This window comes from Pseudohalioglobus lutimaris (assembly GCF_002866825.1).
Taxonomy (GTDB): domain Bacteria; phylum Pseudomonadota; class Gammaproteobacteria; order Pseudomonadales; family Halieaceae; genus Halioglobus; species Halioglobus lutimaris.
In genome coordinates, this window is the sequence record NZ_PKUS01000001.1 from 454,455 (window position 1) to 470,522 (window position 16,068).

Annotated in this window: 8 protein-coding genes; 4 read left to right on the forward strand and 4 right to left on the reverse strand. The window is 58.8% G+C overall.

Translation table 11 applies throughout. The features are described 5' to 3' along the window. Positions 1–32: 32 nt before the first annotated feature. The 4 genes from C0039_RS01975 to C0039_RS01990 all read right to left on the reverse strand — a co-directional run bounded on the left by C0039_RS01975 (position 33) and on the right by C0039_RS01990 (position 8,711). The gene (locus C0039_RS01975; RefSeq protein ID WP_101517092.1) at positions 33–5,696 is read right to left on the reverse strand and encodes a DUF7933 domain-containing protein; all 5,664 of its coding nucleotides are present in this window, start codon (positions 5,694–5,696) and stop codon (positions 33–35) included. A 208-nt stretch (positions 5,697–5,904) separates the two neighbouring features. Further along, positions 5,905–6,993, reverse strand: coding sequence for an agmatine deiminase (aguA, locus tag C0039_RS01980; RefSeq protein ID WP_101517093.1), 1,089 nt, complete (start codon positions 6,991–6,993; stop codon positions 5,905–5,907). Beyond that, the gene (gene aguB, locus C0039_RS01985) at positions 6,990–7,871 is read right to left on the reverse strand and encodes an N-carbamoylputrescine amidase (RefSeq protein WP_075999767.1); all 882 of its coding nucleotides are present in this window, start codon (positions 7,869–7,871) and stop codon (positions 6,990–6,992) included. Before aguB ends, aguA begins: the two co-directional genes overlap by 4 nt. A 99-nt stretch (positions 7,872–7,970) precedes the next feature. Further along, entirely contained in the window at positions 7,971–8,711 is a 741-nt protein-coding gene (locus C0039_RS01990) for a TrmB family transcriptional regulator (RefSeq protein ID WP_075999768.1), read from the reverse strand. 129 nt (positions 8,712–8,840) lie between these two features. Between C0039_RS01990 and glmU the strand changes: the two genes are divergently transcribed. The 4 genes from glmU (at position 8,841) to C0039_RS02010 (ending at position 16,065) form a co-directional block, all read left to right on the forward strand. Next, positions 8,841–10,211 carry a bifunctional UDP-N-acetylglucosamine diphosphorylase/glucosamine-1-phosphate N-acetyltransferase GlmU gene (gene glmU, locus C0039_RS01995; protein WP_075999769.1) on the forward strand — a complete coding sequence of 457 codons (1,371 nt, stop codon included), beginning with the start codon at positions 8,841–8,843 and terminating at the stop codon, positions 10,209–10,211. Position 10,212: 1 nt separating this feature from the next. Then, positions 10,213–12,042 (forward strand): glutamine--fructose-6-phosphate transaminase (isomerizing), encoded by a 1,830-nt coding sequence (gene glmS, locus C0039_RS02000; protein ID WP_101517094.1) that lies wholly within the window; start codon positions 10,213–10,215, stop codon positions 12,040–12,042. A 179-nt stretch (positions 12,043–12,221) separates the two neighbouring features. Beyond that, positions 12,222–13,799, forward strand: a complete 1,578-nt coding sequence (locus C0039_RS02005) for a DUF3336 domain-containing protein (protein WP_165787008.1) — start codon at positions 12,222–12,224, stop codon at positions 13,797–13,799. A 97-nt stretch (positions 13,800–13,896) separates the two neighbouring features. Next, a complete protein-coding gene (locus tag C0039_RS02010; protein WP_165787009.1) occupies positions 13,897–16,065 on the forward strand; it encodes a TonB-dependent receptor in 2,169 nt (722 codons plus the stop codon). Positions 16,066–16,068 lie beyond the last annotated feature (3 nt).

Here is a 16,068-nt window from a genome sequence, read left to right on the forward strand (position 1 = left end):
CGGGTGAGATTCACTACCGGGCCTTGCGGCCGCTACCGACGATGACTCCGGGCCAACGTTGGTGACGCCAGGGCTATCAGCAGTAACGCGGCAAGCAGCATCAACCATTGTGGGCTAGTCGGGATGCCCTGTGCCCGGAAGGTACCCGCCGGCTGAGCAGCGCACGAGGCCCTGGCAGGAGGATAGGTAACAGTAGCCGAGCCCGAGGGGTTGAACTCCACCTCGATGGTCATTTCCGGCCTGCGATCATCGGCGACCTCTACCCACTCATCGTTGATGAATGCCCAGCCCGGCCAGCCGGTAGCGATGCCGGCAGCGTCGACCGAAGCACCGGGCCACAGCAAGCGGCCCGTACCGGGCTGGTCGGTCAGCTCTTCCACCACACGTCCGCCGGGCGTTATCCAGCGTACCGTAACATTGGGCGCAGAAGCGCCGGAGAAACCCGCAATGCTGTAGTCGACCAGTGGCACATCGTTTATACAGACCGTGTTGACGTCAAGCGCCAGCGCAGCGGGTGCCAGCTCGCCAAAGTTGTACTCAACGCCGGCGTCACCGGAACCGAGAGTAATGCCCGATATCAAATCGCTAAGTGAATCATCGCCTACCGGTGTGCCTCCGACGTTACCGGCGGTGTCCTGGCCGTCTGTCCAGCCCCCGGGCTGTATTTCGGTTACGGTGTAGTCACCCGGTGGCAGCCCAGTGAAGTTCCAGCTGCCATCTGGCGCGGTGGTGGTGGTTAGGGTGACCGGGCCGGTCAACTGAATTTCCACGCCGCCGATGCCAGGTTCGCCGGCGTCGATGATTCCGTCGTCGTTGCGGTCGTAATACACGTTCCCGTTGATTGTAGCCGGCAATACCTCAGAGAAATCATTGTTCGGCGAGCCGCTGACCTCGGCGGCGTTTCCGCCGTTATTACCCAGGACGATGCTGGTTATCTCACTGGTGACAAGGGAGGGGTTCGCGGGGCTTCCCGGCATGCCACCGCTGGCACCGATCGCCACGATAGTGCCTGCTGTCGTGATGCTGTTCAGTGTGCCGGTTGGCTGGGTTGGCTGACACACCGAGTAGGTACCTGCCGGCAGGTCGCTGAAAAGGTAGTTGCCCTGGGCGTCTGTACTGGTGGACTCAAGTGCAGTGCCGCTGCAGGCAGCGCCGCTGAACAGCTCTACTGTGTTGCCGGTAACAGGCGTCGAGTCTCCAGGAATGAAAACCCCGGTAGGCAGGGTCTGGTTGTCCACGAAGACCTTGCCTGAAATGTAGCCCAGCGTGCTGACTTTAAGCGGAGCCTCAGTCGGCTCGTCGTTGGGGCCGAGGTTCGATTGCAGTGCACCCACGGGGATACTGTTCAGGTAATCGCCAGCGGTAGCCGCGGTGACATCAACCGTCAGTACACAACCACCGGGAGGTATGGTGGCGCCGCTTGCAAGTGTCACTGTATTGCCGCCGGCTGTAGCGGTGAATGTCCCGGAGCAACTGCCAATGCTGTCGTTGGCCGGGGTCGCGATCACCATTGCGCCGGGCGTCGCCGGTAGCGAGTCGACAAGGTCTGCGCTTAGCGTGCCTGCGGTGTCGTTGTCATTGCCCAGCACTATGCTCAGTGTCGATGTACCATTTGGCGGAATGACCGGCGGATCGAAAGTTTTGCTGACCGTGGGCGGTTCGCTAACCACAATCTGCGCCTGGGTTGGTGGGTCGTTTTCCACGCCCTCAAAGCTGCTTACACCCCCAGCCGGTATTTCATTGGTGTAGATTCCGGGAACGTTGCTGAAGACATCGGCGGTCACGGTACAAATGGCGCCGGCATTCCCTGTCGCTGCCAACGTTGCACCGGTGAGGGTGAGGTCACGGCCATTGGCGACACCCGTGGCCACACCGTCAGCACATGTAGTTGCGACATTGGGCGTGGCGGCAAGTGTGAGTCCCTCAGGCAGGGCATCGACAAACTGAACGTCCGTCAGGGCGATGCTGTTGGGATTCTCCAACCTGATGGTCAATGGCGCGACCACGCCCGGCAAGCGCACAGCCGTACCGGACACAAAACCACTGGGCACAGTTGGGTCCAGGGTGAAGCTGTCGATCGCTTTATTGGCAATGATGCGCTCGCGAACCTCCAGCGTTGTGATAGCTGGCGGATGAGGTACGGGAGTACCGCCCCCGGTCAGCGTATCCGCAGGAATTTCGTTGCGGTAGCTACCTTCACTGGCCGCCGTCACGTTGACTTCAATGAAGCAACTACCGGCGCTATTGCCGACGGCTGCAGCAAGCGCGCCGTTGGTGAGGTTGATACTTCCTGGACCGGGCAACGAAAGCAACGCGGCGCCACCGCAGTTGGTTATAGGGTTAGGAGTGGGCGCATTCACCAGCCCGGTAGGGTAGTTATCAACCAGGCTCAAGCCGCTTAACGCCGCTTCGTCGCCGTTAAAAATCTCGATACGCAGACGTGAGACTTCGTTGGGGGAGATGACCGTGGGGCTGAATAACTTGCTGACACCGACGTTGCGGCTGGTCGTCAGGCTACTGCTGGCGCTGGTGCTTGCGTTGGTCGCCCCCTGCTCCGATGCAATGGCATCGAATGGAATCCTGTTGACGATAGTACCTACAGACTCGGACGTAATTTGCACAAACACTTCACAGGTCTGGCCCGCCGCGAGTTCGGCGCCGGAGAGTCGTACGTTCCGCTCGCCTGCTACGGCGGTAACAATACCGGAGACACAGTTTGTACTGGCCCTTGGATCGGGCGCGATTTTCATGCCGTTTTCAACGCCCCCGGGTAACCCGTCTTCGGTAAACCAGTCGACCACGGTAACGCCTGTGAGCGGGTTGGCTCCATTGGTAATGGTGATAGTCAATTCTGCAGACTGACCCGGCACTATTGAACCGGGATCTATCTGCTTGGATATGGAAGGTTCTGCCGGAGCATCGTATATCAACGTTCCGGTTACCGGAGCGGTATTGAGGATGCCATTGTCTGCGGTGATGTTGCCTGCGGGTATGGTGTTGGTCCAGTCCGCGCTGCCCGTGGCCACGACATCGAAAAGCAGTGCGCAGCTTGCCCCGGGAGGTAAGGTCGCGCCACTCAGCGATACCGTAGTGGCGCCGGAAGCAGCATTGATGACGGGTGCACCGGCACATGTGCTGTAGGCATTGGCTGGTGTCGCTACCCGCATCCCGGCCGGAAGCGGGTCGGTGACAGTGATGCCAGTGAGCGGCTGATCTACACTTCGGTTTTGCAGCGCAATCGAAACGGTTGAGAGACCGCCGGACCCGATGCGATCGGGCGCGAAGGCTTTGTCTGCGACCAGAACGCTCTCGTAGGACAGAGTGGCGTTGTCGGTGAGCACGCTTCCCGGGGAAATGAGTGCAGCAGAGCCATCGGCATTGAGTCGCTGGCCACCGGTCACCCGACCGGTATTCACATATACGCCGGCGGGGCCTACAACGTCGACCTCAATAGCGCAAACACCGGCAGACCCGTTGAAAGCAGGAACGGTGCCATTATCCAGTTCCAGGGAAGTTGTGTCCCCAATGGCGACGATCGAGCCGCCGCAACTATTGGTAATATTGGCGGGGCTTGCGATACGCAGTTGTTCGAAGGGGTTCCCCGGCCCGCTGGGCAGGTCGTCACTGAAAGCGACACCCGTGAGTGCAGATACGGAGAAGTTTCGCAGCTCCAGTCGCAGCCTGGCAGGCACGCCCTCTGGTTTGGTGACACTGTTGCTGCCATCAAAGGTTTTGACGAATTCAACGGGCGTACGTAAAGAGGTGGAGACACTGTTTGACGCTGAGCCATTACATGCCGCCAGGGAATTGAAACACACCGCTCCAGAAGCAATAGAGTTGGATGTTGCCGAGGTGGCATCAGGGTCGATCATCACCCAGAACTCAATTGCGCACTGCCCGGGTGAGGATGGGCTGGTGCGTGCCGGCAGTCCCTGCAGCTCAAAACCTGCGGAATTGCCACCGGCCGGGGTGGTCACGGTCAGGGCGTTACATACTGCCGAGTTCGCCTGGTCGCCGGGATCAAAAGAGACTGGATCGAAAGTGCCACCGAGCAGCAGGGTGGAATCGTTATCCAGGGCGTCAGTCAGGCTGAGGTCGTTGAGTACGGAATCGGAGAAATTCTGAATGGTCACCCGGTACCTAACGGGCTCTCCCGGTGCGGCGTTGCTGGTTGATGGTGGAGTCAGGATGCGACTCTTTAGCACTCTCAATCGGTCGGCAATGATGACGGTAGCCGAAGTGTTATTGACAAAAACCCCCGCGTTGGCGATATCCACGTCAGAGGTGGCCGTTGTGTTCCCCCGAATGAGATTGGTATAGCTCTCTGGGGTCTCGACGTTTTGTACAGTCCCCGAGTAGTTCACACTCACGGTACATTGACCATTGGTTGTGCCGGACCGGGCAGGTACAACAATACCGGCTATCTGAAAGCCATTACCGCCATCCAGAAGTGAGACTGTTCCGGCCCCTCCGCAGGATGTGGTGACATTTGCGGGGTTGTTGTCCAGAATCACCAGGCTACCGGCATCGCCATTGGCGAGCGGGTTGTCAGTGAGTGTATTGATCGTGATCGGGTCTGTGCCGGCATTGGTCAAGGTGATGGTGAAGCTGTCCGATTGGCCGCTGGCAATGACCGGGTTGGCGAACGCCTTGGCAATGTTAAGTGGTGACCGCACGGTCACGTTGCGGGTTGCAGCAGAACTGGGGCGCAGGCCCTGGTCGCTATCAAATGAACCCGGCTCTATGCGGTTCTGGGCGGTAACTTGAAATGCGCCGTTGGTATGCACACCATTGACATCAATATCCACATTACAACCTGCACCAGCGGCAAGGTTCACGCCACTGACCGCTACACCGACGTTACCCGCCGCGGGGCCGACGACGGTAGACCCGCCGCAGTTAGTGGTAACGGTACCGAAATCGGGGCTGATGATAGCGCCCCCGGCCCCTCTGATAGGGAAAACGTCTTCAAGGCTGATGCCGCTGAGATCGATTGCCAGGGGACCATCGTTGATAATGCGAATTCGCAGGCGAGTACCCTCACCGCCTAGCGTAACCAGGCTGCCGCCGATGAAGGACTTAACGACGCGCGGTCGGCTCGCAGCGCCAATGCTGATCGACTGTTCGCCGCCGCTGCCGGCGACATCTGTGCCAGCCCCGGTGTCGTAAGAGACCTCAGCGCCATCAACCCGGTAGGTCAGGGAACCAACCTGGCCGTTGAGTGACCTGGCCACCACCGGCAGGTCGACGAAGCACAGGCCAGGGCCCGAGGGCGTTTCTGCCGGCACGTTGACACCGGAGAAAGCCACGCTGCTGCCACCGGCAGGGGCGGTCAGGATGCCGGCGCAGCCCAGCGGGCTGATAGACGCTGAGCGGCTGCCATCAATCACCAGCTCTCTTGCTGCGTCGCCCGGCAGGGATCCTGAGTACTGGGCATCGGCTATGGGGCTGACGTCGTCGTTCTGCAAGGTTATCCGCAGGCTGGTCTGTCCGCCCGGAAGCACAGTACTACTGTTGGGGAGCAGGTCAGGGCTGGTGGTGACGGCGACCGTAAACTGACTGTTCTGTGCGTGCGTAGCTGAGGGAAAAACCGTCCCGGAGGCGATGAATGCCCCTAGCAATATCAGCGGCCCGGAGATTTTCCTGGCGTTTGTTTCGGTGGCGGTTCTCGTCTTCGTGTAGCGACTGAATATCATTTACTGGCCCAATTCGTTCATGTTTTTGTTGGTCTATATTTTCCATGCATTACAACATGTTATGGGCCAGTCTTCACGTAAATTTGACGGACAGGACGGAATCAGTCTCTTTTTGCTAGCGCACAGCGTTGAAGGAGTTGAGGGGCGCGTGATCTGGGCTGCGCGATGTGGCGATGGGCGCTCAGTCTGCTTCGCTTTAAGAAGGGTTTCAGGCGGGAATTTGTTGGGTAATGCAGTGAATATTGCCGCCGCCCAGCAGGATTTCGCGCCCGTCTATGCCGATGACCTCCCGGTCCGGAAACACTGCCTGCAATATGCTGCGCGCGGTGTGGTCATGCGCCGGGTCCAGCAATGGGAAAACCACGCGCCCATTGGTGATCAGAAAGTTGGCATAGGAAGCCGCCAGGCGCTCGCCCGCTGTGCGTACCATGCTGGTTGAGGGCTGAATCCCGGCTGCCTCCCGGGCAGTGACGTGGAGTGGGCCGGGAAGAGGCAATTTGTGCACGGTGAATGCGCGCCCGCGTGCATCGCGTTGCTGCTCCAGGGTGTCCAGGCACTCGCGGCAGATCGTGTAGACGGGGTCTTCCGGGTTGTCGCACCAGGTCAGCAGCACCTCGGCGGGGCCGGCAATATGCAGGATATTATCGACATGGCCGTCGGTTTCGTCATTGCACAGGCCCCGCGGTAACCAGATTACCCTGTCGACGCCCAGGTAGTCGCTCAACAGACCTTCTATCCTGGATGCGTCCAGCCCCGGGTTGCGCCCCGGGTGCATCAGGCATTCAGCGGTGGTAATACAGGTGCCCTCGCCGTCGACATGGATGGAGCCACCCTCCAATACCAGTGGCGCCCGGTAGCGGTCCTCGCCGCGCAGGGAGAGTAGTTCGCCAGCCAGGGCATCATCGAGCGACCAGTCCGCATACAGGCCATTGACGGCGCCGCCCCAGGCATTGAACTGCCAATCCACTCCCCGCCGCTGCCCGGCATCATCGACAAGGTAGCTGGGGCCTATATCGCGCATCCAGCTGTCATTGCTGGGTATTTTGAGCAACTCCACAGTTGCCGGCAGCATGGTGCGTGCTTTTTCCATTTGTTCGCCAGAGGCACAGACAATCACCGGGGTTGCCACGGCTATGGCCCTGGCGACAGCAGCGAAGGCCGCCTGCGCTGGTGCCGCATTTTCCCGCCAGTTGTCCGCGCGCTCTGGCCAGGCCATCAATACCGCCTGCTGTGGTTCGTGCTCGCCGGGCATGCGAAAACCATCCTGGCGCGGAGTGGTGTTTAGCGTGTTACTCATCCATCGTCTGCGCTACAGGCATTGTGGCCTATGGGGGCGTAGAGATCCGGGCGCCTGTCGCGGAAAAGACCCCAGGCACGGCGGTAGCTGGCCGCCTCATCAAGATCGATGGACGCGAGCAGGATCTTCTCCTCCTCCCTGCCGGCCTCGGCGATCTTCTCCCCGGTATGATCAGTGATAAAGGAGGACCCGTAGAAGTGGGTAGTGATGCCATCGTCTTCCTCGGTGCCGGTGCGGTTGGAAGCGATCACCGGTATCACGTTGGCAGCCGCGTGGCCCTGCATTACCCGCTGCCAGTGTGCACTGGAGTCCAGTGAAGGGTCCTGCGGTTCAGAGCCGATTGCAGTGGGATACAACATGGCTTCTGCCCCCATCAATGCACAACAGCGGGCGGTTTCCGGGAACCACTGATCCCAGCAGATACCGGCGCCAAATACGCCGTAGCGTGTTTTCCACACCTTGAATCCGGTGTCTCCGGGAGTGAAGTAGAATTTCTCGCAGTAGCCGGGGCCGTCTGGAATATGCGACTTACGGTAGTTGTCCATGACAGTACCGTCGGCGTCTATCATCACCAGTGAATTGAAAAAGGTATTTGTGTCCCGCTCGTAATAGCTCAGGGGCAGCACCACTTGCAGTTCCGCAGCCAGGCGTGCAAAGCGCTCCACCAGGGGATTTCCCGCCAGTGGCGCAGCCAGGTCGAGGTGGTGGTATTGTTGGGTTTTGCAGAAATACGGCGTGGCAAACAGTTCCTGCAGCAGAATTACCTGGGCACCTGCTGCGTGAGCCTCGCGTACGGCGACTTCGGCTTTGCGCTGATTGTCTTCGAGGTCCCAACTGGTGGTCAGTTGGGTGGCCGCAAAAGTAACGCTTCGAGTCATAGCGGGGTGGCTCTCCTGGCCCGGTTAAACAGTAGCAAACATCGCGCAGGATAGTACAGCGCTGCCAACGATGGTGTAACACCTTGGGGTTAGCGCCGGCTATAGCAGCTGCCAGAGCGTATCGAAAAGAATTTGTTGGGTGGATGCAATGGCCGCGGAGTCGATGATAACCACCACCGGATAATTCTCATCTGCCAGGGTAATCATTGCTACTTTGGGCGGGTAGATGGCGATGTAGGAGGCGTCGGCAGTGTCGGCGGATGGCAGCCACTTACGCTCGGCGTACTCTGCTTCGTCGCCGCCTTCGCCGACAGCAATCACCCGCACGCGAATGCCCAGGCTTTCGCGCTGGCGGGTGAAGTTGGGGAAGGGCCTGTACAGGTGCTCGCGCAGGGTCTTGGTGGAGATCACGGCGTAACCGCGTTCGGGGTCCGTTCGCGTGCTACTGAGAATGTCGCGCAGCACCATCTCCACGCCGTCATCCCCTTCATAGAAACGCACATTACCGGGACTGAATACGGCGCGCGATTGCTTGAGTTCGGGTATGACCTCGGTGCGCAGTTGTTCCATTGCCTGTGCAAGAGCCTGCTGCTTGCGCTCGGCGAGGCGCAGTAGCTGGTCGGGGTCTTCTGCCTGGAATACCCTGCGCTTCCCGCGGGGGAAATAGTTGACCACGCCTTTTGTGGCGAGCTGTTTGAGCGTCTCGTAGGTGGTGCCGCGATTGACGCCCGCTGCTGCGGCCACGTCGCGAATCGATGCCGGGCCCAGGCGTAACAGGGCGCGGTAGATTCCAATCTCGCGGTCGTCCAGACCAAGCTGGTGCAGGCTATCTACTTTCATTTGTTGTCAAAAATTTTGTGACATATATTGTTGTATTGATAAATCTCGGCATTAATATGCGCTCATCTAATACTTTATGTCAAAAAATAACTGACAGTGAGCTTGATCGCTTCACTGGGATGCGCAGAAATGAACCTTGAAATTATTATTCTAGCTGCGGGTCAGGGCACCCGTATGAAGTCGTCCCTACCCAAGGTGCTGCACCGGGTCGCCGGGATTCCGATGTTACAACACGTGGTGAATACGGCCAGGGAACTGCATCCACAAGCCATTCACGTGGTTATAGGCCACGGCGCGCAGGCGGTCCGGGATGCGCTTGCGGCGGAAGCACTGAACTGGGTGGAACAGACCGAGCAGTTGGGCACCGGGCATGCTGTATTGCAGGCGATGCCCGCGGTGGCGGGAGACAGTATGGTGCTGGTTCTGTACGGCGATGTGCCTCTGCTTTCGGCCCGGACCCTGCATGCGCTTGTGGGCCGTGTCGCAGCCGGTCCGGCCCTGCTGACGGCCCATATGCAGGACCCCACCGGCTATGGTCGCGTGCTGCGCGACGGTGCGGGTAATGTACTGGGTGTGGTCGAGCATAAGGATGCCAGCGATGAGGAGTTACTGGTACAGGAAATTAATACCGGTGTACTTGCTGCTTCCGCCGCAGCGCTTAACCAGTATCTGCCAGCAGTGGGGAATGCTAATAGCCAGGGTGAGTACTATCTGCCCGACGTGTTGTCCATGGCGGTAGCCGACGGTAAAACGGTATCCGCGCAGGTTGCCAGCTCGGAGTTGGAGATTCTCGGGGTCAATGATCACCTGCAGCTCAGCCAGGTAGAGCGGGAGTTTCAACTGCGTACGGCGCAGCAACTGTTGCGCGACGGTGTTGCCATCGCCGACCCTGCGCGCCTGGACATCCGCGGTTCGCTGACCTGTGGAGAAGGTGTGAGCATTGACGTCAACGTGATTGTGGAAGGGGACGTCGTCCTTGGTGATAACGTTACTGTTGGCCCCAACTGTGTACTCAGGAATGTGCGCATAGACGCAGGAGCCAGTATTCATGCCATGAGCCACCTTGAAGAGGCAGTGGTGGGCGCGGCCGCGAATGTCGGGCCCTACGCACGGTTGCGCCCCGGTACGGTGCTTGCTGAGCAAGCCCGGATCGGCAACTTTGTGGAGACCAAAAAAGCCACTATCGGTGTCGGCAGCAAGGTTAATCACCTGAGTTACATCGGTGACTGCGATATGGGTGCCGGCGTCAACGTTGGGGCGGGTACCATTACCTGTAACTACGATGGTGTGAATAAACATACGACAGTGGTTGGCGACGGTGTATTCATCGGTTCCAACAGTACTCTCGTTGCGCCTATGCAGATTGCAGACAGCGGCTTTGTCGCAGCCGGGTCCACGCTGACCAAGGCGGTGGGTGGTGACGAACTGGCAGTAAGCAGGGCCAGGCAACGTAATATCCGCGGCTGGCAGCGCCCCCGGAAAGCTAACAAGGAAGACTAGTATGTGCGGGATTGTAGCGGCGGCGGCCAGGCGCGAAGTATCGGAGATTTTACTGGAGGGCCTGCGCAGGCTCGAATACCGCGGATATGATTCCGCGGGAATGGCGCTTATCGACAACGAGCACCGCCTGTTGCTACACAAGCAACTGGGCAAGGTCAGCGAACTGGAGCGCGCCCAGCAATTACAACCCTACTACGGTTGCACCGGCATTGCGCATACGCGCTGGGCAACCCATGGGGAGCCTTCTGCCGCGAATGCCCACCCACATATTTCCGGACAGCGCCTAGCCCTGGTGCACAACGGCATTATCGAAAATCATGAAGTGTTGCGCGCTGAGTTGCAGTCGCAAGGCTACGATTTCGCTTCCGGGACTGACTCAGAGGTGATCGCGCACCTGCTGCACGGGTTTCTGCAGCAGGGTGACGGCCTTGTCGACGCAATGCGCCAGACAGTACGCAAGCTGGAGGGCGCGTATGCGGTGGCCGCTATCGATATCCATCACCCCGACCAGGTGATTGCTGCCCGCCATGGCAGCCCCCTGGTCATCGGCGTGGGGATTGGCGAGAATTTTCTCGCCTCTGACCAGCTGGCTTTGCGCCAGGTCACAGACCGTTTCGTGTACCTCGAAGAGGGTGATCTGGCGCTGATTTCGCCGTCTGAACTGCTGGTCTTCAATGAGCAGGGTGAGCCGGTGTGCCGGGACCAGACCCCTATCGACGATGTGGTTGAGTCAGTTGAGCTGGGTGCCTATGACCATTACATGCTCAAAGAAATCTATGACCAACCACGCGCGCTGGCGGCTACGTTTCATGCCTGCGATAACCTGCTCAGGGACGACAGTTGCTTTGGCGACGGCGCAGCGGCCATTTTTGACCGCGTCAACAACGTGCAGATCGCAGCGTGTGGCACCAGCTATCATGCCGGCATGGTGGCTCGCTACTGGCTGGAGGAACTCGCCGGAATCGCCTGCGAAGTGGAGGTAGCCTCTGAGTTCCGGTATCGCAAGCGTGTACAGCACGAGGGCACACTGTTGCTGACCATCTCCCAGTCCGGGGAGACGGCCGATACGCTGGCGGCGCTGCGCAATGCCGGCGAGCACGAGTTTGTCGGCACCATGGTGATCGCTAACGTGGACAACAGCTCGCTGGTGCGTGAGAGTGACCTGGTGTTCCTGACTCGCGCCGGAGCTGAAATAGGCGTCGCGTCGACCAAGGCGTTTACCACCCAGTTAGTGGCGCTGCTGATGCTGACCATTGCGCTGGGCAGACGTCGCGGTATGAGCCCGGAAAAACAGCAGGAAGTAATCAATGCGCTGCAGCGGCTCCCGGATTTCGTGGAGGAAACGCTGGAACTGGACACGAATATTCAGCAGCTATCGGAAGCTTTTATACCCAAGCACCATGCGCTGTTCCTGGGCCGTGGCATCCAGTACCCCATCGCCATGGAGGGCTCGCTAAAGCTCAAGGAGATCTCATATATCCATGCGGAAGCTTACCCCGCTGGTGAGTTGAAGCACGGGCCACTGGCGCTGGTGGATGACGACATGCCGGTTGTAGCCGTCGCCCCCGGTGATGAGCTGCTGGAAAAGCTCAAGTCCAACCTGGAGGAAGTACGCTCGCGGGGTGGGGAGCTTTTTGTCTTTGCCGATCGGGCCGCGGGGTTCTCCAGTGAACCGCGGGTCAAGGTACTCAACATGCCTCACTGTCCGGAGGTGATCAAACCCATCGTCTACACCGTGGCCTTGCAGTTGCTTTCGTATCACGTGGCGGTACAGAAAGGAACCGACGTGGACAAGCCCCGCAATCTCGCCAAATCGGTTACCGTGGAATAGGTAGTCGACAGTTTACCGAGCACAGTCTGCATATTTGAAACATACGCTGGTTTGAGTGCAAATTAGGCAGATCATTCTAAATTTTCACCCTAGCGTGGATAAGGTGACTGGAAATACGTGCAGGTTTTTTAAATTCGGTAGGGGTATTTGAAACGATGGCGAATAGCAGATTTAGTCTTATGTCGCGTGCGCAGAAGAAAATGGACCGCGATATGCAGCAGGCCAGCAGCTACGAGCAATGGCATGAGCTGGCACAAAACCACGACCGCCAGACCGGTGCTGAACTCTGGCGCAAAAAACCCGAATCCGGGCTCTACGACTCCGCAAATATCAGTCTTCGTCTGCAAAGGTTACGTAAATTGCGCAAGAAGGGCGATGACAACGCTTTGTTGTTTGCGCTCAATGAAGGCATTCACGGTAATATGGAGGGGATGGGCAAGTCGGCGCTGTATCAGAAAGCGAAATGCGGCACCAAGCTGCTGATCGAAGAATACATCGATGAAATTTGTGAATCCCTGACTCACCTGGCGCCAAGGCGACTGCAGAGCGTGCCCTGGGCAGATCGTATAGAGTTTTTCCAACGCGCCAGTCACTGCTACGGCCGCTCGGCATTAATGCTCAGTGGCGGCGGCACCCTGGGCTATTTCCATTTTGGAGTGCTCAAGGCGCTGATTGAGCAGGAGTTATGCCCAGTCGTTATTTCCGGCGCCAGCGCCGGTGCTTTCGTGGCGGCAGTCGTCGGCACCCGAACTGACTCCGAGTACCTCGCGCTCTTCGAGGACAATTACCTGGCCCGTGAGCTCACCAGCAACAACGCAGATATCAAAATTGGTATCGGGATGGCTAAAAAGATAGACATGCGGGGAATCAAGCGCGAGATGGCGCGACACATTCCCGACATGACCTTCCTTGAGGCCTATGAGAAAACCGGGCGCAGTATTAATATTACTATTTCCCCGGCGGAACCACGCCAGACCTCGCGCCTGCTCAACCATATTGCCTCCCCCAACGTCACCATTCGCTCCGCGGTTCTGGCCAGCTCTGCCGTGCCGGGTATCTTTCCCCCGGTACAGCTGGAAGCGCGCGACGTGGAGGGCAAGATAAAGCCCTACTTACCATCGCGTCGTTGGATAGACGGGTCCGTTTCGCAGGACCTGCCGGCAAAGCGCCTGGCGCGTATGTATGGCGTTAACCACTTTGTGGTCAGCCAGGTGCTACCGGGACTGGGACGTGAAGACAGCCTGAAGCCAGGGATGAGAAAAATTGTTTCTGATGCCTCGATAGCGGCCACCAAGCAAGTGGTGAGGGGCTGTCTAGACTTTGTGCAGCATCGCGCCAGAGTCGGCCCTCGCCTGGCGACCGCAATAGAGGCAGTGAATGCCTTGATAGACCAGCAGTTCAAGGCAGACGTGAATATCGTGCCGGGTTTTGGCGACACCAGGCTGGCCGACATCCTGAGGACCCTGGACGAGGATGAAATGGTGAAGTTGATGGCAGCCGGGGAGCGAGCCACCTGGCCCAGGCTGCCGATAATTGATACGACCACGCGCATTGGCCGCACGCTTGACGGTATCCTGCATGAGTTTGAAGTTGATGAGGCGCACTGGCTGCGCACTGCACCGCAAACAGAGGCCGCGATGAAAGCCGACGCCGCCGTGCGTAAAACGCGCCGGGGCAAGCCCGCGGCAAAGACGCGGCGCAGCAAGCGCGCGGCAGCGGTAATTGATATGAAGGCAGCATCGCGCACGCGCGCATAGTTTAAGGATTGACGGTCCCGGTGGCGTATCATCGGGTCAGCATCCCGCTCATCAGCTTCGCGCCGGTGAGCGGGTTTTTCATAAGGACACCCGGACATTGAAGAAAGCAGTGAGCGGCATTGTGCTGCTTGTAGTTGTGGGGCATAGCCATGCTCAGGAAGTGGCGCCGGTGCTGGAGGAAGTGCTGGTGACCGCGCAGAAGCGGGTGCAGAACGTCCAGGATATTCCGGTCACGGTCAACGTGGTCAGCGCGCAACACCTGGATAAATTTTCTATCCGCAATACAGCAGACCTTGCTGATGCTGTGCCAGGGTTGACGATTCAACCCACACCGCAAAACCTCGCCCAGGTGGCGATTCGCGGGTTGGGCACGGGCTCTGCCAGCGAAAGCCTGGATCAGTCTGTAGGCCTGTTTATCGATGGAATATGGAGCGGCCGGGTGCGCGACTTCCAGACGGCGTTGTTCGACGTTGAACGCGTGGAGGTCATCAAGGGCACCCAGAATACCCTGTTGGGGAAAAACAGCAGCCTTGGTGCCCTCAGTATTATCAGCTCGAAGCCCGGTGATACATTCACCGGTTACGTCCAGGGCGACTATGAGACCGGGTTCGGCAGCCGTTACCTGACCGGCGCGGTGAATATTCCCAGCTCTCTGGGCAACTACCGCCTGGCTTTCAATGCGGTGGATGAAGCGGGCTACGTGGATAACAATGCAATAGGCAGTGAGGTGCCTGAGCGGGAGCAGAATACACTGCGTGTCGCGGCGCGTTTCGCGATAGGTGAGGGCGGGCGCCTGGACCTGAGTTATGAATATGACGATTTGCACATTACCGGGGACACGTTTCAGCCGGATAAGGACAGTGTCGGATTTATGCGGTCCATGAATCCGGGTGCGGACATCGGCCTCGACGACAACAAATACGCTTTTACCTCTTACAGTGGCCACGGCGACGCAGATGATGAGCAGACCTCGCAGCGCGCGGTTGCGCTGTATGAGCAGGCGCTGGCGCGCTTTACGCTGACCTCATTGACAGGCTGGTCTGAATACGAGAATGACCGCCTGACCGATACAGACTTTCTCTCTGTGGACTACCTCACCTCGGTCTTCGCCAGTGATTACGAACAGTTTACCCAGGAACTGAGAATCGCCTCGCCACAGGGGGAGCGCCTGGAGTACATGTTGGGCATTTACTACCACGACAGTGCACTGGACTACGGCAACATCACCGACTCGGCCTTTCCGCCACCCTTCACGATAGGGCCGCTTCCGGTGGATTCCAGTAGCCTGCTGACTTACACGCAGGATACGAAAATTCTGTCAACTTACGGGCAGGCCAGTCTCTACTTCGGGCAGCAGTGGAGCGCTACGCTGGGTTTGCGCTATACGGAGGAAGACAAGGATGCCGTATGGGCACGTGAGCGCCTGCGTAGTGGCGGCCCTCTGGCGGATATTCTTGCGGGCGTAATCAGCCCGGAGGTCGCGCCTACCGACCTGCATCGTAAAGAGTACAACCTCGATGGTTCGGTCAGCTTACAGTATGACTTCAGTGACCAGCTCACAGGCTATCTCTCCTGGGCATCCGGCAGCAAGAGTGGCGGATTTAGCATTAATGTTGCGGTTCCCGAGGAAGCTGAATTTGATACGGAGAAGGCCCAGACCTCGGAGCTGGGTTTCAAATGGCAATCGGCTGGCGGCGCCGGGCTATTTAATGCCGCCCTGTTTTACACTGACATCGATGACTTCCAGGTCGTCTCGTTTGTTGGCACTGGCTTCTTGACGTCAACCGTGCCCGCCCGCAGTCGCGGTCTGGAGCTGGAAACGCGCTGGTTATTGACGGCTGACCTGCTGGTCGGGGCCAGCGCTACGTATGTCGATGCGGAAGAAAAGGACAGCGGGCTGACGCTGCCTTATGCACCGGAGTGGTCAGCAGCGGTCGATGTTGCCTGGACGCTACCGGTTGACCTTGCTGGCCTGGAATGGCGTTTGGAAGGCGCGGTCAACTACCGTGATGAGCAGTACCAGCAACGCCTTGAAGCCGACCCTGATGGGGCGCTGACCCTGGTGGATGTGAGACTCGCCATGGTACAGCCCGATGGCAGCTGGGAGCTGGCCCTGGTAGCGCGCAACCTGCTGGATGAGTCCAGTTCCTTTGGCTTTGATTTTCCTTTCTTTGGCGGCAGGGATGAGGTCCCCGCCGGCACTACCACTATCGGCAGTGTCAGTCGTCCGCGCACGCTTGCAGTGCAGGGCCGCTATAATTTCTGATGG

Bases quoted from the DNA above. Each gene is read 5' to 3' on its own strand.
- glmS (WP_101517094.1), top strand. From the start codon at position 10,213: ATGTGCGGGATTGTAGCGGCGGCGGCCAGGCGCGAAGTATCGGAGATT.
- aguA (WP_101517093.1), bottom strand. From the start codon at position 6,993: ATGAGTAACACGCTAAACACCACTCCGCGCCAGGATGGTTTTCGCATG.
- aguB (WP_075999767.1), bottom strand. From the start codon at position 7,871: ATGACTCGAAGCGTTACTTTTGCGGCCACCCAACTGACCACCAGTTGG.
- glmU (WP_075999769.1), top strand. From the start codon at position 8,841: ATGAACCTTGAAATTATTATTCTAGCTGCGGGTCAGGGCACCCGTATG.
- C0039_RS01990 (WP_075999768.1), bottom strand. From the start codon at position 8,711: ATGAAAGTAGATAGCCTGCACCAGCTTGGTCTGGACGACCGCGAGATT.
- C0039_RS02005 (WP_165787008.1), top strand. From the start codon at position 12,222: ATGTCGCGTGCGCAGAAGAAAATGGACCGCGATATGCAGCAGGCCAGC.
- C0039_RS01975 (WP_101517092.1), bottom strand. From the start codon at position 5,696: ATGATATTCAGTCGCTACACGAAGACGAGAACCGCCACCGAAACAAAC.